Origin of the sequence: Shewanella sp. SG44-2 (assembly GCF_014164215.1) — a bacterium.
GTDB lineage: Bacteria > Pseudomonadota > Gammaproteobacteria > Enterobacterales > Shewanellaceae > Shewanella > Shewanella frigidimarina.
The window spans coordinates 1-23,956 of record NZ_JACJEU010000001.1 but is presented as its reverse complement, the minus strand read 5'-3'; the positions used below and the strand labels follow the sequence as shown (position 1 = coordinate 23,956).

Annotated in this window: 20 protein-coding genes; 18 read left to right on the top strand and 2 right to left on the bottom strand. The window is 42.6% G+C overall.

Annotated elements, in window-relative coordinates:
• Positions 1-109: 109 nt before the first annotated feature.
• Complete coding sequence (locus tag H5181_RS00100; RefSeq protein WP_182749701.1) at positions 110-1,021, bottom strand: LysR family transcriptional regulator; 912 nt, start codon at positions 1,019-1,021, stop codon at positions 110-112.
• Between the two features lie 365 nt (positions 1,022-1,386).
• On the opposite strand from H5181_RS00100, the gene H5181_RS00095 reads away from it, so the two are divergent.
• The 18 genes from H5181_RS00095 (at position 1,387) to H5181_RS00010 (ending at position 22,950) form a co-directional block, all read left to right on the top strand.
• Positions 1,387-2,121, top strand: a complete 735-nt coding sequence (locus H5181_RS00095) for a histidine phosphatase family protein (RefSeq protein WP_123883783.1) — start codon at positions 1,387-1,389, stop codon at positions 2,119-2,121.
• Positions 2,122-2,176: 55 nt separating this feature from the next.
• Positions 2,177-2,947 (top strand): SDR family oxidoreductase, encoded by a 771-nt coding sequence (locus tag H5181_RS00090; protein ID WP_059743543.1) that lies wholly within the window; start codon positions 2,177-2,179, stop codon positions 2,945-2,947.
• An 82-nt stretch (positions 2,948-3,029) separates the two neighbouring features.
• Positions 3,030-4,154: an NADH:flavin oxidoreductase gene (locus H5181_RS00085; RefSeq protein WP_182749698.1), complete on the top strand. Its 1,125-nt coding sequence runs from the start codon at positions 3,030-3,032 to the stop codon at positions 4,152-4,154.
• Positions 4,155-4,244: 90 nt separating this feature from the next.
• Positions 4,245-5,456, top strand: a complete 1,212-nt coding sequence (locus H5181_RS00080; RefSeq protein WP_182749696.1) for an acyl-CoA dehydrogenase family protein — start codon at positions 4,245-4,247, stop codon at positions 5,454-5,456.
• Positions 5,457-5,663: 207 nt separating this feature from the next.
• Positions 5,664-6,698 carry a phosphotransferase family protein gene (locus tag H5181_RS00075; RefSeq protein WP_182749694.1) on the top strand — a complete coding sequence of 345 codons (1,035 nt, stop codon included), beginning with the start codon at positions 5,664-5,666 and terminating at the stop codon, positions 6,696-6,698.
• Positions 6,699-6,858: 160 nt separating this feature from the next.
• Positions 6,859-7,620 (top strand): SDR family NAD(P)-dependent oxidoreductase, encoded by a 762-nt coding sequence (locus H5181_RS00070; protein ID WP_182749692.1) that lies wholly within the window; start codon positions 6,859-6,861, stop codon positions 7,618-7,620.
• 103 nt (positions 7,621-7,723) lie between these two features.
• Entirely contained in the window at positions 7,724-9,529 is a 1,806-nt protein-coding gene (locus H5181_RS00065) for an acyl-CoA dehydrogenase (protein ID WP_182749690.1), read from the top strand.
• A 385-nt stretch (positions 9,530-9,914) separates the two neighbouring features.
• The gene (locus tag H5181_RS00060) at positions 9,915-10,376 is read left to right on the top strand and encodes a MaoC family dehydratase (protein WP_059743536.1); all 462 of its coding nucleotides are present in this window, start codon (positions 9,915-9,917) and stop codon (positions 10,374-10,376) included.
• Positions 10,377-10,433: 57 nt separating this feature from the next.
• Positions 10,434-11,354: an SDR family NAD(P)-dependent oxidoreductase gene (locus tag H5181_RS00055; RefSeq protein ID WP_011637520.1), complete on the top strand. Its 921-nt coding sequence runs from the start codon at positions 10,434-10,436 to the stop codon at positions 11,352-11,354.
• A gap of 130 nt (positions 11,355-11,484) precedes the next feature.
• On the top strand, positions 11,485-12,666 hold the full coding sequence (locus H5181_RS00050; protein WP_182749688.1) for an acetyl-CoA C-acyltransferase: 1,182 nt from the start codon (positions 11,485-11,487) through the stop codon (positions 12,664-12,666).
• Positions 12,667-12,762: 96 nt separating this feature from the next.
• Positions 12,763-14,433, top strand: a complete 1,671-nt coding sequence (locus tag H5181_RS00045) for an AMP-binding protein (protein ID WP_182749685.1) — start codon at positions 12,763-12,765, stop codon at positions 14,431-14,433.
• Between the two features lie 54 nt (positions 14,434-14,487).
• Entirely contained in the window at positions 14,488-15,552 is a 1,065-nt protein-coding gene (locus tag H5181_RS00040) for a patatin-like phospholipase family protein (RefSeq protein WP_182749683.1), read from the top strand.
• 84 nt (positions 15,553-15,636) lie between these two features.
• Positions 15,637-16,635 (top strand): NADP-dependent oxidoreductase, encoded by a 999-nt coding sequence (locus H5181_RS00035; protein WP_182749681.1) that lies wholly within the window; start codon positions 15,637-15,639, stop codon positions 16,633-16,635.
• Positions 16,636-16,817: 182 nt separating this feature from the next.
• Positions 16,818-18,932 carry a molybdopterin-dependent oxidoreductase gene (locus H5181_RS00030; RefSeq protein ID WP_182749679.1) on the top strand — a complete coding sequence of 705 codons (2,115 nt, stop codon included), beginning with the start codon at positions 16,818-16,820 and terminating at the stop codon, positions 18,930-18,932.
• Between the two features lie 73 nt (positions 18,933-19,005).
• Entirely contained in the window at positions 19,006-19,839 is an 834-nt protein-coding gene (locus tag H5181_RS00025; RefSeq protein ID WP_011637514.1) for a MoxR family ATPase, read from the top strand.
• A 6-nt stretch (positions 19,840-19,845) separates the two neighbouring features.
• Positions 19,846-21,018 (top strand): VWA domain-containing protein, encoded by a 1,173-nt coding sequence (locus H5181_RS00020; RefSeq protein WP_182749677.1) that lies wholly within the window; start codon positions 19,846-19,848, stop codon positions 21,016-21,018.
• Positions 21,019-21,159: 141 nt separating this feature from the next.
• Entirely contained in the window at positions 21,160-22,068 is a 909-nt protein-coding gene (locus H5181_RS00015) for a haloalkane dehalogenase (RefSeq protein ID WP_182749675.1), read from the top strand.
• 87 nt (positions 22,069-22,155) lie between these two features.
• Positions 22,156-22,950: an SGNH/GDSL hydrolase family protein gene (locus H5181_RS00010; RefSeq protein ID WP_182749672.1), complete on the top strand. Its 795-nt coding sequence runs from the start codon at positions 22,156-22,158 to the stop codon at positions 22,948-22,950.
• 679 nt (positions 22,951-23,629) lie between these two features.
• On the opposite strand, the gene H5181_RS00005 is transcribed toward H5181_RS00010, so the two are convergent.
• On the bottom strand, positions 23,630-23,956 hold a 327-nt coding region (locus H5181_RS00005), incomplete at its 5' end, for a hypothetical protein (RefSeq protein ID WP_182749670.1).

The window sequence follows — 23,956 nt, the reverse complement described above, 5'->3', positions numbered from 1 at the left end:
CATTACCGCCCTTGGTAAAAAAAGGGCTTAATTGTTTATGCCACGCAGGATCATCCATTTCTATATCCAGAATTTATCAGCCAACGTTATTCGATTAAATCAATAAGTTTTACGTAATAATTCTGGTGTTTGTCGCGGCAATAATCATCTTGTTTCTAAGCCATTTGTTGGCTGGCTCTTTGTCAACGTTAACATGCCAATATAAGTGCACACCAATATCAGGTAATTCAACCGGCATAGGGTGTATATCAATATCAAGCATCTTGCTATACATCGCTGCTGCAGTTTTGGGCAGTGTTAGCAACATGTCATTATTTAAAATGACCCGGCAGGCTGATAACGCATGTTGGCAACGTAATGAAATTTTACGGTGTAAGCCAATACGCGATAATTCAAAATCTTCTAGGCTAGGGCCAGTGGAGCGAGATGAAACCAGCACATGGTCGAGTTTTAGGTAGGTTGCTAAATCAAGATCAGGATTCATTGCAGGATGGTTTTTACGTGCAACAACAACAAGTTGATCAAGCTCTAATTGAGTATGCATAATGTTATTGCTAACAGGTATAAGTGTATCAATTGCCAAGTCAATATCACCACTGGCCAGTTTGTTTTCCAGTTCTGTGCGTCTAACTCTTTTATTACTGCTTAAATTGATGGACGGAGACTCTAAAGACAAACTCTGTTGCAGTATCGGTAAATAGTAGGGTTCTAGCGAACCATGTAATGACAATGAAAAACTTTTACGTGAAGTTAATGGTTCGAATTGTCGAGACTGTACCAAACACACTTGTAACTGATGTAATGCTTCACGTACGTCATCAATGACGTTCTTGGCCACGGGTGTTGGGCGCATTTCATTACCTTGTCTTATGAACAAAGCATCATCAAAGTGAGTCCGCAGTTTACCTAATGAATGACTCACCGCAGGTTGCGATAAATTGAGCACTGACGCAGCTTTGGTTATGTTTCCCTCACAATAAATCGCATCGAAAACCACAAACAAATTCAAATCAATTTTCATTCTTACTCCGGTGATCTCACTGTTTATGTTGAGAACACCTCAACTCATATCTGCTGTCTAGTATTAGGTATCAAGTACCACTGCCACTATTTAAAATATAAATAGTAGGGTATTAGAACTATTCATTTGTTCAATTTAGATGTTGCTATTAGCATAGTCAAGTAGATTCGGTGCAATACAATAGTGGATTAAATAAACGCTAACGTTGTCATTATTAATAGCAAGTACTGGTGTTCGAAAATAATGCCATGTTGCTTTCAAAGCGGTTAAAGCTAAATTAACGACAATCTAAACAGTATGTTAAACAGTAAGTTAATTTATTACTTTTGTATTGAACCATCATTTCATTCAGTTAGAGACCTCATATGGCAGCAATTTATTTGATTCGACACGGACAGGCATCTTTTGGAAGTACTGATTATGATCAACTGTCAGATAAAGGAAGTCAGCAAGCTGCGATATTAGGGGAGTATTGGCGCGCTAGAGCGATACCTAGCAAGTTTTATTGTGGTGATTTATTGCGTCATGGGCAAACGTTAACCAGCTTTGTAAAAGGCTATCAAGGTGAAACCACCCCAATGGTTATCCACTCTGGTTTTAATGAGTTTGACCATGTCGATATTTTAAAAAAGTACAATGATCAGTGGCAAAACTTCGCAGAAATGAGCCATGAAATCAGTCAACGTAATGAACCCAATAAAACACTACAAAAAGAATTTTCTCAAGCGCTCGATCGTTGGGTAACAGGTGATAAAGACAATGAATACAAAGAGAGTTGGCCACAATTTAAGGCGCGTTGTATTCGGGCTCTGCAGAATATTATTGAACAAGAATTAGCAAAAAAACGTGAGATTATCACTGCCGGAAATCACATAACAAAATCAAAAGACGTTTTAGTGTTTACCTCCGGAGGGACAATTTCGGCAATTGTGCAGCACATTTTGCAATTGAACGATCGACAAACATTAGCCTTGAATCAACAGGCCAGAAATACAGCTGTTACTAAACTGTTATTTTCCGAAAACATGTTGAGTGTTGATTATTTTAATAACTACAGTCACTTAGAACAGGCTGGCGATGACTGGGTAACCTTTAGGTAATATCAGGGTACTTTAGCGCTTCGAACCATTAATCAAAAAATATAAAGGAAAAAACATGAACAATGTCAATTTGTTTGATTTAACAGGGAAGGTTGCCTTAGTGACTGGTGCAAGCCGTGGTATTGGCGAAAGTGTTGCCAAAGTATTAGCTCAGTATGGCGCCCATGTCATTGTATCAAGTCGAAAAATCGAAGCATGCCAGATAGTGGTTGATGAAATTATTAAAGCCGGTGGCAGTGCACAAGCTATTGCGTGTCACATTGGCGACATGGATCAAATAGAGTCGATTTTCGCCGCCATTACAGAGCAACATGGCAAACTAGATATTCTGGTCAATAACGCTGCTGCTAACCCATATTTTGGTCACATTATTGATACTGATTTAATCGCCTTTCAAAAAACCGTTGACGTTAACATTCGCGGTTACTTTTTTATGTCGACCAAAGGCGCAAAATTAATGAAAGACAGTGGCGGTGGTTCAATCATTAATGTCGCGTCCGTTAATGGCGTCATCCCAGGCGACTTCCAAGGTATTTACTCTATTACTAAAGCGGCTGTTATTTCAATGACACAAGCATTCGCTAAAGAATGTGCCCAATTCAATATCCGCGTGAATGCTCTATTACCCGGCGGAACAGATACCAAGTTTGCTTCTGCGTTAGTTGATAACCCAGCCATTTTGAAACAAATGATGCACCACGTACCAATGAAGCGTGTGGCTCAGCCAGATGAAATGGCTGGCACAGTGTTGTATCTCGCCTCAAACGCATCAAGCTACACCACGGGTACGGCTATTAATGTTGATGGTGGCTATTTGATTGGCTAACGGTCTAATGAGGTAACCCATTACCGACAGTAAAAACAATATTGCAGACAGAATAAAAAATATAACAGGCTAGGAAGCACCCATGAACAGTGACAAAAACACCAGTATCGATAAGTTATTTGAATCATTTAACACTAAATCGTTAGCACTTAAAAACAAAACCGTTATGGCCCCAATGACACGTGCGTTTTCACCAAATTACATTCCTAATAAAGAAGTTGCAGCATATTACCGCAGACGTGCTGAGGGTGACGTGGGATTAATTATCACCGAAGGCACATTTATTTCTCATAAAGCCGCTAACGGTTATGAAAACGTACCCGCTATTTATGGCGAAGCAGCATTAGCTGGCTGGAAACACGTAGTGGATGAAGTGCATGCGGCAGGTGGCAAAATTGCCCCACAGCTTTGGCATGTAGGTTCTGTCAGAAAACCCGGCGTTGGCCCAGACAAAGAAGCCCCAGCTTATAGTCCGTCAGGCTTGTATAAACCCGGTGCTAAAAATGGCGTTGCAATGTCCCAGGATGATATCAACGAAGTAGTTGCCTCTTTTGCACAAGCCGCATTGGATGCCAAAAACATTGGCTTTGATGCCATTGAAGTACACGGCGCCCACGGTTACTTAGTTGATCAATTCTTTTGGGAAGGCACGAACCAACGTGATGACCAATACGGTGGATCGTTAGAAAATCGTACTCGCTTTGGTGTTGAAATAGTAAAAGCGATTCGCGCCGCTGTGGGTGATGACTTTACGATTATCTTCCGTTTTTCACAGTGGAAACAACAAGATTACAGCGCAAAACTGTGTCAAACCCCTGCAGAGTTAGCAACATTTTTAGGTTTGCTAAGCGATGCTGGCGTCGATATTTTCCATGCCAGTACACGTCGTTTTTGGGTGCCTGAATTTGAAGGTTCAGACCTTAACTTAGCGGGTTGGACCAAAAAACTCACTAATAAGCCTGTTATTACTGTTGGCAATGTGGGGTTAGACGCTGACTTTATTGGTGAAGGTAATGCCGATTTATCGGGTACATCTAATCCAACCGGTATTGATGAGTTATTAGTACGTTTAAACAATAACGAATTTGATTTAGTCGCTGTCGGTCGCGCCTTATTAGTCGATCCGCAGTGGGTCAATAAAATTAAACACCAAGCCATCGCGGATATTAAACCGTTTAACAAAAAATCATTAACGTCACTCAGTTAACGTTTGCTGATCTGCTTGAGTCTTAATTGAAATATTAAGGCTCACTCTAGCACTGCTATTACACTGTAATGACCAATAGAAGGGTAGAACATGAATTTTGAATACAGTGAAAAAGTTCAAGCATTAATCAAACGTGTAAGCGATTTTATGGATTTGAACGTGTTTCCGGTTGAAGAAGAAATGCACCGACAGGTAGAGCTTGATCCTTGGTCAACGCCACCGTTAATGGAAGAATTGAAAGCCAAAGCGAAAGCAGAAGGACTGTGGAATTTATTTCTGCCCGTTGCTTACGGTAAATACAGTGCTGGATTGACCAATTTAGAATACGCACCGCTGGCTGAAATTATGGGCAAAGTAATGTGGGCGTCAGAAGTGTTTAACTGTGGCGCACCCGATACCGGCAACATGGAAGTATTGGCTAAATACGGTAACGAAGCCCAGAAAAAACAATGGTTAGAGCCATTGCTAGAAGGCAAAATCCGTTCCGCGTTTGCCATGACAGAGCCAGAAGTTGCCTCAAGTGATGCGACTAATATTGAGCTGCGGATTGAACGTGATGGTGACGAGTATGTCATTAATGGCCGTAAGTTTTACATCAGTGGCGCGTGTCGTAAGCAATGTGAAATTATGATTGTGATGGGCAAAACAGACCCAACCAACAGCAATCGTTATATTCAGCAATCTCAAGTGCTTGTGCCAATGAACACCCCGGGCGTGACCTTAGTGCGACCAATGAAAGTGTTTGGTTACAACGATGCGCCAGAAGGTCATGGCGAAGTGACATTTACCAATGTCCGCGTACCTGTTGAAAATATTATTGTTGCAGAAGGCAAAGGTTTTGAAATTGCTCAAGGCCGTCTTGGCCCTGGACGAATTCATCACTGTATGCGCTCAGTCGGTATCGCCCAGCGCGCGTTAGATTTAATGTGTAAACGCGTTGGTGAACGTATTGTGTTTGGTCAACCGATGATCAAGCAACAGTCAGTACGTGAAGACATTGCTAAATCTGCCTGCCAAATTGAACAAGCCCGTTTAATGACCTTAAAAGCGGCGCAAAAAATGGATACAGACGGCAATAAAGCTGCCAAAGAACTGATTGCCATGATCAAAATTGTCGCGCCAAATATGTCTCTTGATGTGATTGACCGTGCTATTCAGTGTCACGGTGCTGTGGGTGTGAGTCAAGATACTTTCTTAGCACACGCATGGGCAGGCCAACGTACTTTGCGTTTAGCCGATGGTCCAGACCAAGTGCATATGATGCAGTTAGGTCGTGATTTAGTGAAAAAGATTATTGAATAAATCGATAAGTCGCAGATATCAGCAACAGATTGAAACGCATTACTGCGTTTCAATCTAAATACGTGTCACTGGCCAGATCGCAATTATTTATGAGCATTGATTGCTAAACATTGGATCGTAAACACTGATTCAAGCTGACTAATTTTAATGACTGCGATCCAATGACTGCGATCTAATGACTAAGAATAACAACAAGAGTATTGCTAAATGCCCCAAGTATTATCAATTAATAATGAACAGCTGACTGCTTACTTACAAGATCATGTCGATGGTTTTAAAGGCCCGATTACCTTAGAAAAGTTTGCCGGCGGTCAGTCTAATCCAACGTTTAAAGTGTCCGCAAAATCGGGTGTGTATGTATTACGCCGCCAACCTTCAGGCAAGTTATTAAAGTCTGCTCATGCTGTAGATCGCGAATATCGGGTCCTTAATGCATTAAAAGACAGCGATGTGCCGGTAGCAAAAGTATTCCATCTGTGTGAAGACATTTCAGTTATCGGTTCAATGTTCTATTTAATGGAATATTGCGATGGCGCTGTTTACTGGAGCGCATCGTTAGCTGAGATTGACTCCAATGAACGACGCTCCGCGATGTACAACGAAATGAACCGAGTACTCGCGGCTTTGCACAGTGTTGATGTTGATGGCGTTGGCTTAAGTGATTATGGCAAAGCGGGTAACTACTTTGAGCGCCAATTGACTCGCTGGACATCGCAATATCGGTTAACCGAGCTTAAGAAAATTTCTGCAATGGACCAGCTAAGTCAGTGGCTTGAAGATAATTTACCCGAAGATGATGGCCGTGTGTGTTTAGTCCACGGCGACTTTAGATTAGACAACATGATGTTTGCCAAAGATAAACCGCAGGTCATTGCGTTGCTCGACTGGGAATTATCAACATTAGGCCATCCATATGCCGATCTTGCTTATCAATGCATGCAACTGCGTATGCCAGCAGGGATGGGCAGTATTGACGGTTTAAAAGATATCGACCGTGGCAGCTTAGGCATTCCAACTGAACAAGAATATGTCGATTTATATTGCCAACGTATGGGCATTGAACGGATTGAAAACTGGGGGTTTTACCTTGCATTTAGCTTCTTCCGTTTAGCGGCGATTGCGCAAGGGGTGGCAAAACGTGCTGCAGAAGGCAATGCATCAAATGAACATGCCAATAAAGTGGGGGCGTTCGTTGAGCCGCTGGCGCAAATGGCATTGCAGGTTGTCACTCAAGAAAAATAACAGCGATTTATCAACGACATTTACCGTGATAAAGCGACGTTAACTCTCATTTTAATCTTTAATACTTAATACTTAAGATTGAAGTTAAGAGCAAATGATAAAAAATTGAAAAAAGACACTCACTATAACAATAAGACCATCAATTACAGGAGTTACTCGCATGGATCCATTATTAGACTTTACTGGCAAAGTAGCCGTTATTACTGGCGCAGCGCAAGGTTTTGGTAAATTACTGGCCGAAGAGTTGGCTAAACGTGGTGCTAAGTTAGTCATCAGTGACATTAACGAAGCTGGCGTACATCAAGTGGCCGATGCCATTGCCGCGACAGGTGCAGAAGTGGTCGCAATGAAATGCGATGTGTCTAAAAATGAATCCTGTAAAGCCATGGTCGATACCGCAATTGAATATTTTGGCCGAGTGGATATTGGTGTCAATAATGCCGGTATCGCGCACGAGTTTATGCCGCTGCACCACATTGACGAATCCATTATGGACAGCCAGTTTGCGATTAACGTTAAAGGTGTGCAATTTGGCATGCGTCACCAAATACAACAAATGCTTAAACAAGGTGAGGGCGCGATCCTCAATGTCAGTTCAATGGCTGGTTTAGGTGGCGCAGCTCGAGGCAGTGCTTATGCTATGGCAAAACATGCTGTTATTGGCTTAACCAAAACGGGTGCAGTGGAATACGGCCGCGAGAATATTCGTATTAATGCAATATGCCCATTCTTTACTCTCACGCCGATGGTGACCAACTTTGCTGACGAAGAAAAGCAAAAGAAAATGGCCCGTGGCGCGCCAATGAATCGTTTAGGTGAGCCAAAAGAAATCGTCGCGGTGATGTTAATGATGTTATCACCCGCCAACACCTATATGACAGGACAATGCATTGCCGTTGATGGCGGCGTGTCAGCGTTTTAAGCCTCAGTGGGCAGTCAGAAAATATTTGTAACTATCCATTTAACAATACATTGTGAGCAGATGTCATGGCATCTGCTCAGTAACAAGATAAGAAGAGACTATTATGCCTGCAACGTTAATGAATGAACGCGATCTTGAATTTATGCTTTACGAACTGTTTGACAGTGAAGCGTTAACGAGCCGAGCGCGTTATCAAGATCACGATCGCCAGACCTTCAATGAAGTCGTCACCACGGCTAAAGCGATCGCAGAAAAATACTTTCTTCCTATCCGTCAGAAATTGGATACTCACCAACCGACATTTGATGGTAAAAAAGTGCATATCATTCCAGAACTCAAAACCGCAATCGATGCGGTTAACGAGTCTGGTATTGGTTCTGCTACTGCAGATTATGATTTGGGTGGTATGCAATTACCGCCGATTATCGCCAGTGCAGCAGCCTCATTTTTGAGTGTTGCTGGCGGGGTCGGTATGGGTTACAACATGTTGACCACTGCTAACGCCAACTTGTTACAAGCCCATGGCAGTCCAGAACTGATTAACACTTGGGTTAAGCCCATGCGTGAAGGCCGATTTATGGGCACCATGGCCATGACCGAACCTGGCAGTGGCTCGGCTTTGGGTGACTTAATAACCAAGGCAGTCAAGTCGGACGACGGTACTTATCGCATTACTGGCAATAAAATCTATATTTCAGGCGGTGACCATGATTTAAGCGACAACATCGTTCATTTAGTGTTAGCGCGAATTCAAGGTGCCCCTAAAGGCGTTAAAGGTATTTCGTTATTTGTGGTACCTAAGTTTTTGCTTAATGAAGATGGTTCCGTTGGAGAAGACAATGAAGTGGCTCTCGCTGGGCTATTTCATAAAATGGGTGGTCGCGCGCAAACCTCAACTGCTCTGAGTTTTGGTGAAAAAAATGGCTCAATAGGCTATTTGGTCGGTGAAGAACATTGCGGTTTAAAGTACATGTTCCACATGATGAATGAAGCTCGCATTATGGTGGGTACTAGTGGTGCGGTATTGGCTGTGGCTGGTTATCAATATTCAGTCGATTACGCTAAAAATCGCCCGCAGGGTCGACTACCTTCGTGTAAAGACCCGCAATCCCCTATGGTCAACATCATTGAGCATGCTGATGTAAAACGCATGTTATTAGCGCAAAAAGCCTATGCAGAAGGGGCAATGGCGTTAGTGTTGTATGGGACTCAATTAAGCGATGACGAACGTACTGCTGACACCAGTGAGCAGCGTGAACATGCCCATACTTTATTAGATTTTTTAACCCCAATCATTAAAACCTGGCCATCTGAATATGGCCCTAAAGCTAACTCTTATGCAATTCAAGTTATGGGCGGGCATGGTTACATCAATGAGCATCCAGTTGAGATGTTCTATCGTGATAACCGTTTAAATCCGATTCATGAAGGCACCACGGGAATACAATCGTTAGACTTGATCACCCGTAAAGTGCCGATGAATAAGATGCAGGGTTATAAAGCTACCCTGCATGAAATTGCCCAAACCATTGAGCAAGCCAAACAATACGACAGCTTGAGCGAATATACCCAGAAGCTAAGCGAAGCGGTAGAGACATTAACGCTGACAACTGAAGCGGTACTCAACGGCATGGCGACGAAGAACATCGACTTAGCCTTAGCCAACTCAGTTAAGTATTTAGAGTTGTTTGGCCATGTGATTATTGCGTGGTTATGGCTTAAGCAAAGTATGGTTGCCACCAAAGCCTTAGCACAGCAACCGCATCAAGCAGATGAGTTTTTCTATAAAGGTAAGTTACAGGCATCGCAGTATTTCTATCGCTTTGAATTACCCAAAATTGCGCTGTGGTCATCTCTGTTGATGAGTACTGACAGTACCAGTTTTGACATGCAAGTCGACTGGTTTTAGCCTAAATTGAATGATGTCCAAGTTGGTCATAGTCATCATCGGTTATCACTGACTGAGCTGAGTTATTTGTAGGTAGGTTGATTCCCTAGATGAGTATTACCAGTCAGACTTTGCCTATAGTTGTATTTTGATTCACGGGGTGATTTCTCAATTATAGCTAGTATAAATCCATTGTTATTAACGCATTACTCATTAATTGGGTAATGCGTTTTTGTTATGAATCCCCGACGTGTTAATTCCTTTTCAACACTCTAGACTATTCATATTGCGAATGTCTTGGTATCAAAACTATTCATTTGTTTAATGTGTTCAGCCCAATTAGCATGAGATATCGCTTAAATTTCATTCATGGACAGTACCTGAACGTACAAAAGGAAAGGGAACAATGCCGACAGTCATCAATCGTAACGACATCACAAACTATATTGGCTTCCAAGCCGAGCCAACAAGCTGGTATCAAATCACTCAAGATCAGATTAATCAGTTTGCGGATTGCACACTGGATCATCAGTTTATCCACGTAGATGAAGAAAAAGCCAAAGCCACGCCTTTTGGCTCGACCATTGCCCATGGCTTCTTGTCACTTTCGATGCTGTCACATTTTGCTGAAGAATTTAGCGTCATCATTGACGGTTTTTATATGGGCTTGAATGCCGGTTTCGATAAGGTGAGGTTTTTACAGCCTGTTACCGTTAATAGCCGCATTAGAGCACACGCTAAAACCCTTTCGATTGAAGAAAAGAAACCAGGACAATTCCGTTTATCAACAGAAGTAACCATTGAAATTGAAGGTGTAGATACTCCGGCATTAGTGGCTGAGTGGATTTCTGTGCAAATGGTCAAGTAATCAGACATATAACTACATTATAACAAGATGATTTATCAGTATATTGAGGGAACCAACATGACGATCAGTTTTGCAGGACAAGTAGCCATAGTCACAGGTGCCGGTAATGGTTTAGGCCGCTCACATGCATTGGAGCTCGCTAAACGTGGCGCCAAAGTCGTGGTAAATGATTTAGGTGGCGCACGCGATGGTAGCGGTGCATCTTCTGCAGCATCACAAGATGTGGTTCGTTTAATTGAAGAAATGGGCGGTGAAGCCATTAGTCATGGCGCAAACGTAGCCAACTTTGATGAAGTACAAGACATGGTGCAGCAAACCATGGACAAATGGGGCCGTGTCGACATTTTAATTAACAATGCTGGGATTTTACGCGATAAATCGTTTTCGAAAATGACCTTAGATGACTTTAAGCTAGTGATGGATGTACACGTGATGGGCTCAGTAAACTGCACTAAAGCGGTATGGGAAATCATGAAGCAGCAAAATTATGGCCGCATTGTGATGACCACATCGTCAAGCGGCATGTACGGTAACTTTGGTCAGTCTAACTACGGTGCAGCCAAAATGGCAGTGCTTGGGTTAATGAATACCTTAGTGCTTGAAGGTGCCAAAAATAACATCCACATTAATGCGTTGGCCCCAACAGCAGGCACGCGTATGACAGAAGATTTAATGCCAGAAGAAATCGTTAAAGCCTTCGCGCCAGAGGCTGTTACTGCGGGTATGCTGACCCTGTGTGATGAACTTGCGCCAACTCGGTTTATTTTATGTGCTGGTGCGGGCGGTTATTCAAGTGCCAGTATTTTTGAAACCGAAGGCTGTTTTATTCCCAAAGCATCACAAACCCCAGAAGCGGTGCGTGACAACTGGGCGCAACTCACCGCGCAAGATAATCAAAAAGCATTGAAGTCTGGGGCTCAACAAGGCGAGAAATTTGTGATGAAAGCGATGGCTTTTATGAAGTCGCAACAGCAATAGATTATTCGATGCAGATTGAGCTTGATATTAATGGCGATACTGCATGAGCAGCAAAACCTTTAACAGTAAGCTCGCACTAGCAAACATAAAAAATACATGTCTTTGAAGACAGATAAAAAAAGGAATTATCATGAGAGAAGCCGTCATTGTATCTGTAGCAAGAACCCCTATTGGTAAAGCATACCGCGGAGCATTTAACGATTTATCTGCACCGACATTAGCCGCAGTTGCTGTTAATGCAGCCGTTGAACGTGCGGGTATTGACCCAAATGAAATTGAAGATTGTATTTTTGGTGCTGCGTTAACTCAAGGTAACCAGGGGATGAACTTTGGTCGTCAAGTGGCCATGGCGGCAAAACTGCCAGTGTCTGTGCCTGGTATGACGGTAGATCGTCAATGTTCATCAGGATTAATGTCTATTGCTATCGCTGCCAATCATATTGTTTGTGATGGCGCTAACGTAGTGGTGGCTGGCGGTTGTGACTCAATCAGCTTGGTTCAAAACGATAAAATGAACATGCACCGAGCCGTCGACCCAAGCGTTAAAGCTTATCGTCCAGCGATTTATATGCCGATGCTTGATACCGCCGAAGTGGTTGCTAATCGTTATGGCATCTCGCGTGAAGCACAAGATGCTTATGCATTAATCTCGCAACAACGCACTGCTGATGCACAAGCTGCAGGTAAATTTGATGACGAAATTGTGCCTGTTACGTGTACAAAATTGGTGATGGATAAAGCCAGCAGTGATATCACTAAAGAACAAGTCACCTTAACTCAAGATGAAGGTAATCGTCCTTCAACCAATATTGAAGGCTTAGCGGGTTTAAAAGCCGTTAAAGATAACGGCTCAATTACTGGCGGTAACGCATCGCAATTGTCTGACGGTGCTGCAGCTGTTGTGGTAATGGAACGAAAACTCGCTGAGCAACGCGGTCTTAAGCCGTTAGGTGTTTACCGAGGCATGGTGGTTGTAGGTTGTGAGCCAGATGAAATGGGCATAGGTCCAATTTTTGCCATTCCTAAGTTGCTTGAACGTCATAGTTTGAATATTGATGACATTGGTTTGTGGGAAATCAATGAAGCATTTGCGGTTCAGGTCATTTACTGTGCCGAACAACTGGGTATTCCATACGATCGTTTGAACGTTGACGGCGGCGCAATCTCTATTGGTCATCCTTATGGCATGAGCGGTACTCGTATGGTGATGCACGCGTTAATTGAAGGTAAACGTCGGGGTGTTAAATACGTGGTGATCAGTATGTGTATTGGTGGTGGTCAAGGCGCTGCAGGTTTATTTGAAGTGTTGTAAAACTGAGTGTAGGTTAGTGTTTGTTAAGAATAAAAATAATAATCACAGCAGCCGAGTTAGGCAGCTGACAATATTGTAATAATTGGGGACAGTATTATGGAAAGGATTTGGCTAGAAAAGAGTTATCCGCCTGGGGTTGAGTTTGAAATTGATCCAGATAAATACAACTCGTTGGCAGATTTGTTTTTAAAATATACCAAGTTATATGCCACTAATACGGCGTTTATCAACATGGATGTCAGCATTACTTATCAACAGCTTGCCCAGCAAGCGACAGACTTTGCAGCCTATTTACAGCAAGACTTAGGGCTAGTGAAAGGCGATAAGTTTGCCATCATGATCCCCAATACACTGCAATATCCTATCGCATTATTTGGTGCACTTATCGCAGGCTTAACAGTGGTGAATGTTAATCCACTGTATACCCCGCGTGAATTAGAACATCAATTAAAAGACTCAGGCACTAAAGCCATTTTAATTTTAGAAAACTTTGCCCATGTATTGCAGGCAGTCATTGATAAAACCGATGTTAAACATGTTATCACCACTGGTGTGGGTGACCGATTAGGCCTGATTAAAGGCGCATTAGTTAACGGCGCGATTAAGCACGTGAAGAAATTGGTGCCAGCGTTCGATTTACCTAATGCGGTTAAATTTAATGACGCCATGGCAAAAGGCAGCAAACAAACCTTTAAGCCAGTTCATGTTATCGGTTCTGACTTAGCCTTTTTACAATACACAGGCGGCACTACAGGCCCTTCAAAAGGTGCCATGCTGACCCATCGTAATATGGTTGCCAACCTTGAGCAGTCCAATGCGGTTACCAAGAACGTTTATGAAATAGGCAAAGAGCTGATTATCACTGCATTGCCGCTTTATCATATCTACGCACTAACCTCTAATTGCTTAGCCTTCTTGCCATTTGGTGGCACTAACTTATTAATCACCAACCCAAGAGACATGGCCGGCTTTGTTAAAGAACTGGCTAAATATCGCTTTACCGTGATTACGGGTGTGAACACCTTGTTTAACGGACTGTTGAATACTCCAGGGTTTGATCAACTTGATTTCAGTGCATTAAAAATGGGTTTTGGCGGCGGAATGTCGGTGCAAAGGCCGGTTGCAGAACATTGGGAACGAGTGACTAAAAGTCGTTTACTTGAAGGCTATGGATTAACAGAATGTGCGCCATTAGTGACAATGAGCCCTTATAACCAAAAAAGCTACAACGGCTCGATTGGTTTACCGGCATCATCAACCGATATTCGTTTAGTCGGTGCCGATGGTGAAGATGTTGCACTAGGTGAACCGGGTGAAATGTGGGTTAAAGGCCCGCAAGTAATGAAAGGCTATTACAATCGCCAAAAAGCCACCGATGAAGTATTAATCGACGGTTGGTTGGCAACCGGTGACATTGCCACTATGGACGAAAATGGTTTCTTTAAGATTGTTGACCGTAAAAAAGACATGATTAACGTGTCTGGTTTTAATGTGTTCCCTAACGAAATTGAAGAAGTGATAGTGTCTCATGAAGGCGTACTTGAAGCCGCTGCGGTGGGTGTGTCTTGTGATATTACTGGCGAGCGCGTCAAAGTGTATATCGTGCGTAAGGACCCAACATTAACAGAACAAGATATTTTTGATCACTGCAATAAAATGCTGACTAACTATAAACGGCCTAAAATCATTGAGTTTATGAATGAATTGCCTAAAAGTAATGTGGGTAAAGTATTGCGTAAAGATCTTCGGAATCAGGCACAAGCATAAAATAACAAGGGCAGCTGTCGGCATGTATTGCGGCAGTTTAATAATAAGAATCATATGTTAGAAATATATGCCGGTAAAACGGCTTTAAAAACAATACAGCAACAGGGGTTTACTCCAGAGTTATTCAGCTCTTTTCTTGGTGCCAGTGGTGGGCCTAAATGGTTCACCTTACTGGGCTTAGACAAATACCTTTTTGGTGAGTTTTTTAAAGGCAGACAACAACCTTTAAACCTGATTGGATCAAGTGCTGGCGCTTTTCGCGCCGCGTGCTTTGCCCAAAATGACCCGGTTGCGGCGATAGAACGTTTAGCCAAAAATTACAGTGAAACTGTTTATTCTAATGACACTAAACCACAACCAGATGAAATAACAGCCAAAGCAGTTGAGTTACTCGATGAGTTATTTGGTGACACTGGTGCAGATGAAATAATTAATAACCCGGTCTTTAAAGCCCATTTTATTGTGGCTAAATGCAATGGATTGGTTGCATCAGAAAATAAACTCAAGCAAGGGGCGGGCTTATTTAATAGTTTTATTAGAAATACCATCAGCAGGCCACTGCTTAACAGTCAGTATGAACGTTATATTTTTCAACATGGTCAAAGCGATTTGGCTATTTATGACCCTGACAATATTGCTACCACGTCCATGGCATTGAGCCAGCGTAATATTAAAGCGGCGCTATTAGCATCTGGCTCTATTCCTATCGTTATGCAAGGCATAAAAGACATTGCCGATTGCCCACAAGGCATGTACCGCGATGGCGGGATTATTGACTATCATTTTGATTTTAATATTCAAAATGAAGGGTTAACTCTGTATCCACATTTCAGTTCTACATTAAAGCCGGGTTGGTTTGATAAAAACCTGTCTCGCAAAGTGCGTTTGCAACACTACGACAAAACTGTGCTCCTGTGCCCATCCGCTGAATTTGTCGCATCATTGCCGTTTAGCAAAATCCCCGACCGTAGTGATTTTGTCGAAATGAAACCGGCGCAGCGCTTACAGTATTGGCAGCAGGTGTTTGTGGAAAGTGAAAAGCTAGCTGAGCATTTTAAGCATTTTTATCAACAGCAAAATATTCACAGCATTAAAAGTATTGAGCAGTTACTGGCTTAACGGCAATAAGATTTCATTTTTGGATATCAATTAAAAACGCGTCATTACTATGTTGACGTTAACTCATTAAAAAAGGATTTGAACATGACCACATACAAAGCAATTAACTTAATCGCCCGTCCAACCGGTGGCCCAGTCGGTCCTGAATTATTCGAAGTGGTCCAAAAAGACATGCCGAAAGTGGCACAAGGGCAATTTTTGGTAAAACAGAATCATATGTCACTGGATCCTGCCATGTTTGGTTGGATGAGCGCAGACACCGAAAGCTATATTCCACCAGTTGAGTTAGGTGATGTGATGCGCAGTTCTGGCATTGGTGAGATTGTTGAAAGCAATCACCCAGATTTTAACGTGGGCGACCGTGTAATGGGCATGATGGGCTGGCAAGAATACTTTTTAAGTAACGGCGCAGGCTTAAATAAAGTGACGGCACCGTTACCAGACGAAGCGATATTGTCTGTTTTCGCGTTACCGGGCTTAACAGCAACACAAGGTCTTTTCAACGTAGGTAAACCACAAAAAGGTGAAACCATTGTGGTTTCTGGCGCGGCAGGTTCAGTTGGCTCTATTGTCGGCCAATTAGCCAAAGCAGATGGCCTAAGAGTGATTGGCGTTGTCGGCAGCGACGAAAAAGCAGATTGGATTGTTAACGAACTTGGTTTTGATGGCGCAGTTAATTATAAAACCGACGATATAGCAGCAAAGCTTGCCGAGTTAACCCCAGATGGTGTTGATGTGTATTTTGAAAATACCGGCGGCCCAATTCAACATCATGTGTTTGCCAGAATGAATGCCCATGGACGTATTGTGGTGTGCGGCATGATTGCAGATTACCCGAAAGCGGTTCCTGATTTAGGCCCGAATTGGATCCAAGTGATTAAAAAGCGCTTGATTATCCAAGGTTTCACCATGCCAGATCATTTCGGTGATGTGCCTGCATTACTCGAAAAATTAACCCCTTATGTCATGAAAGGGCAAATTAAGCATCGTGCCCACGTATTAAATGGACTTGAGTCTGCAATGACTGGCTTGAATTTGTTTTTTACCGGTAAAAACAAAGGCAAGTTAATCGTCAAACTGTAAGTGTTATGGCCATCAGCAATCGATATGCCTTATTTATTAATGGGGCATAACTGAACTTAGCCACCACATAACCTCGCCAAATAAACCTAATAGCACAGTCAGCATTGTGTTATTAGGTGCGTTATTAGCTGAGTTATCGCTAGCAGTTCAGTTACATTCATTTTCCAAGTCAGGCGATATATATGAGCGACATAAAAACCCATTATAGAAATTGCAATATTTGTGAAGCCATGTGTGGCTTGGAAATCAGCTATCAAGATAAGCAAATTTTGTCGATCAAAGGCGATCAGCTCGATCCCTTCAGCCAAGGCTATAACTGCCCTAAGGCGTTGGCTTTAGAAGATTTTTATACCGACAAAGATCGCTTAAAAACACCGATTAAGCGTACCGATTCTGGCTGGAAAGCCATTAGTTGGGATGACGCATTTAGCGAAATTACTGATAAGTTCAAAAGTATTCAGCAGCAACATGGCAAAAATGCATTAGCGGTGTATTTAGGTAACCCTAACGCCCACAGCTTAGGCAATGCGTTAGTGCTTAAACCTTTTATGAAGTCATTGGGCACGGTCAATCGCTTTAGCTCAGCTTCAGCCGATCAATTACCTCATCATGTTGCGTCTAACTTTATGTTTGGCGCAGGCATGTTAATTCCGGTTCCGGATATTGATAGAACTGACTTTATGTTGATCATTGGCGCGAATCCGGTGGTATCAAACGGCAGCATGATGACCGCGCCCAATGTGATAGGGCGAATGAAAGCGATTCAAAAACGTGGTGGAAAAATTGTTGTAGTGGACCCGCGTAAAACCCGCACCGCTAAAATTGCTGATCAGCATTTATTTATTCGACCTGAAAAAGATGCACTGTTGTTACTGGCATTAATTCACTGTGTGTTTGCCAATGATAAAGTTAATTTACGTCATTTAGATAACATGGTTGAAGGGTTTGATGAGGTAGCCAATCTTGCCAAGGCCTATTCGCCAGAAGCCATAGCAGAATTTGTCGGTATTGATGCTGTGAGTATTCGCATGCTTGCAGATGACATGGCAGCTGCAGACTCTGCGGTGTGTTATAGCCGCATGGGCGCGTCAACTCAAACGTTTGGCGGCTTATGTTTATGGCTCACCAATGTGCTCAATATTATTACCGGCAATTTTGACCGTGCCGGTGGGGCGATGTTTCCACAACCTGCGTTTGATTTATTACGCAATCATAAACGTGGCCATAAAAGCTCATTTGGTCAACATCAAACTCGTGTTCGTCAATTGCCATTCTTTAATGGCGAGTTTCCGGTAGCAACCTTAGCAGAAGAAATACAAACCGAGGGTGAAGGGCAAATTAAAAGCCTCATCACTGTCGCGGGCAATCCTGTTTTGTCAGCGCCCAGTGGCCATAAACTGGCACAAGCCTTTGCTGGGCTTGAATACATGGTGTCGGTTGATATCTATTTAAATGAAACCACTAAATACGCTGATATTATTTTACCTGGCACAACAGGAGTAGAGAACTCCAACTTTGATATTTTCTTTAATTCATTTTCGGTGCGCAACACGGTGAAGTACTCAGCACCATTATTTGAAAAAGAGCCTGACCAACGTAGTGATTGGCAAATTCTGAAAGAGATATCAGCCAGAATGCTAAACCTGCCTGCCGATGACCCAATGCAAAACGTTACCCCAGAAATGATACTGGATATGGAACTCAAAAATGGCCCTTATGGCGAGCAAGGCATCAGCTTGCAAGCGTTAATTGATAATCCACATGGTATTGATCTTGGCCCGTTAATGCCTTGTATCGAACAACGCATTAAAACCGAAAATGGTAAGGTTAATTTATTCCCGCAAGTGTATGTTGATGACTTGCCACGCTTAAATGCCGTGATGACTCAAGCTGCTCGTGATAACAGATATCCATTTGACTTAATCGGCCGACGATTAGTGAAAAGCCATAATACTTGGACACAAAACTCTGAGCGGTTAACTAAGGGTAAAAATCCGTGTACTTTAGAAGTGCATTCTGAAGATGCTAAACAGATTGGGATAACACAGGGGCAAATCGTGTCAGTCAGTTCTACCGTTGGCCAAATCAAAATCGAAGTGACAATTACCGACGATATTCAACAAGGTGTTGTGAGTATGCCGCAAGGGTGGGGCCATAATCAGCAAGGCACCAATATGTCGGTGGCTTCTGCCCAACCTGGTGTGAGCATTAATGATTTAACGGATGCGGCTAGAGTTGATATGCTAACGGGAAATGCAGCATTTAATGGCACTCCAGTGGCCATTAACGTGGCTTAAAGCCTAATATTTGCACAAGCTAATACATAACAAGCTTTGCGACGACAAAGTGACATAAATGAAAAGGTTGACCATGTTTAAAAGTACAGATAACTACATTGCCTCAAACGAGCTTACTTTAGCGGTAAATGCGGCCATAGCCTTAGAAAAACCGTTATTAATTAAGGGCGAACCGGGCACGGGCAAAACACAGTTAGCAGAAGAACTGGCTCGGTCACTTAATTGTAAACTGTATCAATGGCACATTAAGTCTACTACCAAGGCGCAACAAGGCTTATACGAATACGATGCGGTGTCACGACTACGCGACAGCCAGTTAGGTGATGCGCGTGTGCATGACATTGGTAACTACATCGTTAAAGGTAAATTGTGGCAGGCGTTTGAAGAAGATCAAAGATCGATTTTATTGATTGATGAAATCGATAAAGCCGACATCGAGTTTCCAAACGACTTATTACAAGAGCTCGATAAAATGGAGTTTTATGTGTATGAAACTCAACAGGTTATCAAGGCTAAACAACGTCCTATTATCATCATTACCTCTAACAACGAAAAAGAGCTGCCAGATGCATTTTTAAGACGCTGTTTTTTCCACTACATTAAGTTTCCAACCAAAGATGAAATGGCTAAGATCATCGACGTGCATCATCCTAATGTTAAGCAGGACTTGTTACAGCAAGCATTAGAAGTGTTTTTCGATTTACGTGACGTCAATGGGATTAAGAAAAAACCCTCAACATCAGAATTGATCGACTGGCTTAAGCTACTGATATCAGACGATATCTCTCAAGACACTTTGCTCGATAAAAAATCAGACATTATTCCTTTGTTTGGTGCATTGCTTAAAAATGAACAAGACGTTTCATTAATTGAAAAGCTGGCTTTCATGAGCCGCAGAAACAGGTAGTGCATTGTGTTTATTGATTTTTTTATGACCCTAAAAAAGCACAAAGTACCGTGTAGCTTACGTGAGCTACTCGACTTAATTGCGTTATTAAAAGCTGGGGTTGTGTTTGCAGATGTGGAAGAGTTTTATAACCTTGCCAAAATTGTCATGGTTAAAGATGAAATCCACTATGACAAATACGACAATGCCTTTGCTGAGTATTTTAAAGGCATCGAAAGTATTGATATTTTTGATAAAATTCTGCCTGAGGATTGGTTACGTAAAGAGTTTGAAAAGCACCTTTCACAAGAAGAAAAAGACAAGCTTAAATCCTTAGGCGGGCTTGAAGCATTAATGAAGGCGTTAAAAGAACGTCTAGAAGAACAGAAAAAACGCCATGCTGGCGGTAACAAGTGGGTTGGTACGGGTGGCACTTCGCCCTTTGGTGCCTACGGCTATAACCCTGAAGGGATTAGAGTCGGCCAAGATAAAAACCGTAACAACAGTGCTGTGAAAGTATGGGATAAACGCGAGTTTAAAAATTTCGACCAAGACCGTGATCTTGGGACCCGAAATATTAAATTAGCGCTTAAAAAACTCAGAAAATTTGCCCGCACTGGCGCCAGCGAAAAGCTTGATATCAATACGACTATCCGTTCCACTGCACAAAATGGCGGCATGTTAGATGTGCACATGGAACCGGAACGTCACAACGCCGTTAAAGTGTTGATGTTTTTCGATATCGGCGGCTCTATGGATGATTATATTCATACATGTGAAGAACTCTTTTCTGCGGCGCACAGCGAGTTTAAACATTTAAAATTCTTTTATTTTCATAACTGTGTGTACGACAAAGTCTGGCAAGACAATAACCGCCGCTTTGATAAAGTGATTGATTTAGAAGAAGTCATCAGAACATTTGGTGCAGATTACAAAGTCATATTTGTCGGCGATGCGACCATGGGACCTTACGAGATTATCGCTAAAGGTGGCAGTGTTGAGCATTGGAATGAAAAGCCTGGCATTGAATACATGAATCGATTGCTGGGGCATTTCAATAAAGTCGCTTGGCTCAATCCACAACCAGAAAGTCGATGGCCAATACATCACTCAATTTCCATTATTCAGCAGTTAGTGAACAACAAAATGTATCCGTTAACCGTTGATGGCATAGGCCGAGCGATTAAAGATCTTAGTTAATATCAGTTCGTTTTATTGATGACTGATACAGTGACGTAAACACTCATTGGATCAGTGAAGATAAGCCATGAAGTTTAGTTCGCGTGAGGTTAAATTACTCAGACAATATTGATAGAAAACATAATAAGGAAGGGAAGTCATATGGAATTTTTACGCACCGACGACAGTTGTTTTGCCAATTTGCCTGACTACCACTTTACAGCGCATTACTTAACCGTTGATGACACTGAAGGTGGTGAACTGAGAGTCCATTATCTTGATGAAGGTCCTAAGGATGCCGCACCAATATTGTTATTGCATGGTGAGCCGACTTGGAGCTTTTTGTATCGCAAAATGATCCCCATCCTTGTTAACGCTGGTCATCGTGTTATTGCCCCTGATCTTATTGGTTTTGGCCGTTCAGATAAGCCGACTAAACGTCTCGATTATACCTATCAACGTCATGTTGATTGGATAAAGTCATTAATGCTGCAACTTAATCTCACCGACATTACCTTGGTTTGCCAAGATTGGGGCGGGTTAATTGGGTTACGTTTAGCCGCCGAAGAAAGCGAGCGTTTAGCACGAATAGTTTGTGCTAATACCATGTTGCCAACCGGTGACCATGAACCCGGTGAAGCGTTTCAAAAGTGGCGTCAGTTTTCACAAGACGTTGAAATATTCCCAACCGGCAACTTAATTAACAGTGCCTGTGTATCGACTTTAACGCCTGAGATTATTGCCGCATACGATGCGCCGTTTCCAGACGAGCGTTATAAAGAGGGCGCGCGTCAATTTCCGTTATTAGTGCCAATAACCCCAGACGATCCTGCAGCTGATAAAAACCGCGCCGCGTGGAAAGTATTGAACCAATGGCAAAAGCCATTTTTAACAGCCTTTAGTGATTCAGACCCGATTACTGCGGGCGGCGATGCCTTGATGCAAAAACTCATTCCTGGAACAAAAGGGCAAAAGCACACCACTATCGTTGCTGCAGGGCACTTTTTGCAAGAGGACAAAGGCGAATTATTAGCTGATGTTGTAGTGAATTTTATTGCTGATAATCGTTAACAGTCGATTTTGCATTTAATGAACATCTAATGTTGAGTAAGTCGAAATTAGGGTTCGATTAATCGTCATTGGTATTAAGGATAAACAATGTTGTATCAGGGTGTGTCACTCATTTTAGCCCCGTTGTTGGTGTTTCAGGGGCTTAACGTTCGTCGTACTACGCCAAGGCTGCCTGAACCTGAAGGCGAACGAGTGGGGCAAACTGGTGCTAATCCTGCTCTGAGCTTATTAATTTTAGGTGACTCAGCGGCGGCTGGCGTTGGAGTGGCATTTCAACAGCATGCATTGTTAGGGCAGGTTATTGAGCAATTAAGTCCTCAACTCGAGTTTAGTTATGGCTTGTTTGCTAAAACAGGCTCGACTACATCGACCACTTTACAAGCCTTACAAGAGCAGATTGATAACGCACATCCCATACTCGGGCAAACGCATTATGACGTCATCGTGACATCATTAGGGGTGAATGACATTACCTCATCAATCAGTTGCGACAAGTGGTTGCTGCAACAAAAAACGTTATTTGAGCTGATTACAAAGCGATACACGCCCAGATTGATATTGGTCACAGCGTTACCGCCTTTGGGGTTATTTCCTGCATTGCCCCATCCACTTCGCTGGAGTTTAGGTCAGCGTGCAAATCAATTTAACCGCCAGTTACAGCAATTACTTATTAAGTTGAATCAACAAGTTGACCAGCCGACAGATTTCAGATTAATTAAATTACCATTAGAAAACCCACAACCCGATATCACTATGCTGGAGTTTATGCGTCAAGTGATGGCCAGCGATGGGTTTCACCCAGGAGTACCAATATATTCAGCGTGGGCTAATTTGGTTGTTGAGCAAATAGTTAGTGGTATTAAATCTGACGGTATTGAATAAAATAGGTATTTTCTCATGTGTTGCTGCCTATTATGAGTCGGATATATGGCCTGTGGCCACTAACATCGTGGCGCTTCACCCACACCAGACCAAAAGGAAACCAACGGCTGTTCCCTCTTTACTCTTTATTCAAGAATGGGCCCAGCCGCACCGCAACATTTTCTCTATTTACAAAACAACAGCTGCGAAAAGATCGCCATGGGATTTATCTAGCTTTGGACTTCGTTTGTAGACTGCTTTGGCCCATCTTGTAATAAGAAGTGAAAATGCTAACGCTCCCGATGGTACATCTGATGTGAATGGATTCACGAATGTCGTGATGGCATGGTCAATGATGTTCCCGACATCATAATGACATTCCCCATATCCATATGGGTCAGATGCCAAAGAACGACCTGTACCTCGAAAGCTAAGCTCACATCTGATAGGCAGGATGCCTGAATGCCTTGTAGCACATGGTCAATGATGTTCCCTACATCCTAATAACATTTCCAATATCCTTATCGGTCAGATGTGCGAGAAAGGCCATGTGAGCATCACGCATTCTTGTATAAAGAGTCTTCAACGCCCTCAAGTTCAGAGTTGATTCACACCCTTTGAAAGTAAAGTATTTAACTTATTTATGCCCCATTCCTTGCTAGGGATGCCAATTCGCCAATTTCAACTTACTGAATAATTTTCAGTCTATTCGGGTAATAAAGGTTTGCTCGTCATCCACAAAAGCTACAAAGCCGCCGTGATAGATAAATACCCGACCATGCCCCTCAACTAAGCAGGCAAGCTGTGGGTCCAAATCTTCTTCGTTACCCTGTCTTTGATATGTACCGATATCGGTGATTACGCCGCTGAGAGTAGGCAAATATCTATAAGTTCGCTTTGCCTGATCAACTAGGTTCAATTCGCTGGCGGTAGAGAAGCAAGAGGGTATCGTACCGGCTTCTTCGATAAACATAGTTTTCAGTTCTTCAAAAGCTGTGATCACTAGCCAGTCGATGCCGTTAACATG

Bases quoted from the DNA above. Each gene is read 5' to 3' on its own strand.
- H5181_RS00035 (WP_182749681.1), top strand. From the start codon at position 15,637: ATGACCACATACAAAGCAATTAACTTAATCGCCCGTCCAACCGGTGGC.
- H5181_RS00055 (WP_011637520.1), top strand. From the start codon at position 10,434: ATGACGATCAGTTTTGCAGGACAAGTAGCCATAGTCACAGGTGCCGGT.
- H5181_RS00100 (WP_182749701.1), bottom strand. From the start codon at position 1,021: ATGAAAATTGATTTGAATTTGTTTGTGGTTTTCGATGCGATTTATTGT.
- H5181_RS00095 (WP_123883783.1), top strand. From the start codon at position 1,387: ATGGCAGCAATTTATTTGATTCGACACGGACAGGCATCTTTTGGAAGT.
- H5181_RS00045 (WP_182749685.1), top strand. From the start codon at position 12,763: ATGGAAAGGATTTGGCTAGAAAAGAGTTATCCGCCTGGGGTTGAGTTT.
- H5181_RS00080 (WP_182749696.1), top strand. From the start codon at position 4,245: ATGAATTTTGAATACAGTGAAAAAGTTCAAGCATTAATCAAACGTGTA.
- H5181_RS00010 (WP_182749672.1), top strand. From the start codon at position 22,156: ATGTTGTATCAGGGTGTGTCACTCATTTTAGCCCCGTTGTTGGTGTTT.
- H5181_RS00015 (WP_182749675.1), top strand. From the start codon at position 21,160: ATGGAATTTTTACGCACCGACGACAGTTGTTTTGCCAATTTGCCTGAC.
- H5181_RS00065 (WP_182749690.1), top strand. From the start codon at position 7,724: ATGCCTGCAACGTTAATGAATGAACGCGATCTTGAATTTATGCTTTAC.
- H5181_RS00040 (WP_182749683.1), top strand. From the start codon at position 14,488: ATGTTAGAAATATATGCCGGTAAAACGGCTTTAAAAACAATACAGCAA.
- H5181_RS00085 (WP_182749698.1), top strand. From the start codon at position 3,030: ATGAACAGTGACAAAAACACCAGTATCGATAAGTTATTTGAATCATTT.
- H5181_RS00070 (WP_182749692.1), top strand. From the start codon at position 6,859: ATGGATCCATTATTAGACTTTACTGGCAAAGTAGCCGTTATTACTGGC.
- H5181_RS00075 (WP_182749694.1), top strand. From the start codon at position 5,664: ATGCCCCAAGTATTATCAATTAATAATGAACAGCTGACTGCTTACTTA.
- H5181_RS00090 (WP_059743543.1), top strand. From the start codon at position 2,177: ATGAACAATGTCAATTTGTTTGATTTAACAGGGAAGGTTGCCTTAGTG.
- H5181_RS00050 (WP_182749688.1), top strand. From the start codon at position 11,485: ATGAGAGAAGCCGTCATTGTATCTGTAGCAAGAACCCCTATTGGTAAA.
- H5181_RS00025 (WP_011637514.1), top strand. From the start codon at position 19,006: ATGTTTAAAAGTACAGATAACTACATTGCCTCAAACGAGCTTACTTTA.
- H5181_RS00030 (WP_182749679.1), top strand. From the start codon at position 16,818: ATGAGCGACATAAAAACCCATTATAGAAATTGCAATATTTGTGAAGCC.
- H5181_RS00060 (WP_059743536.1), top strand. From the start codon at position 9,915: ATGCCGACAGTCATCAATCGTAACGACATCACAAACTATATTGGCTTC.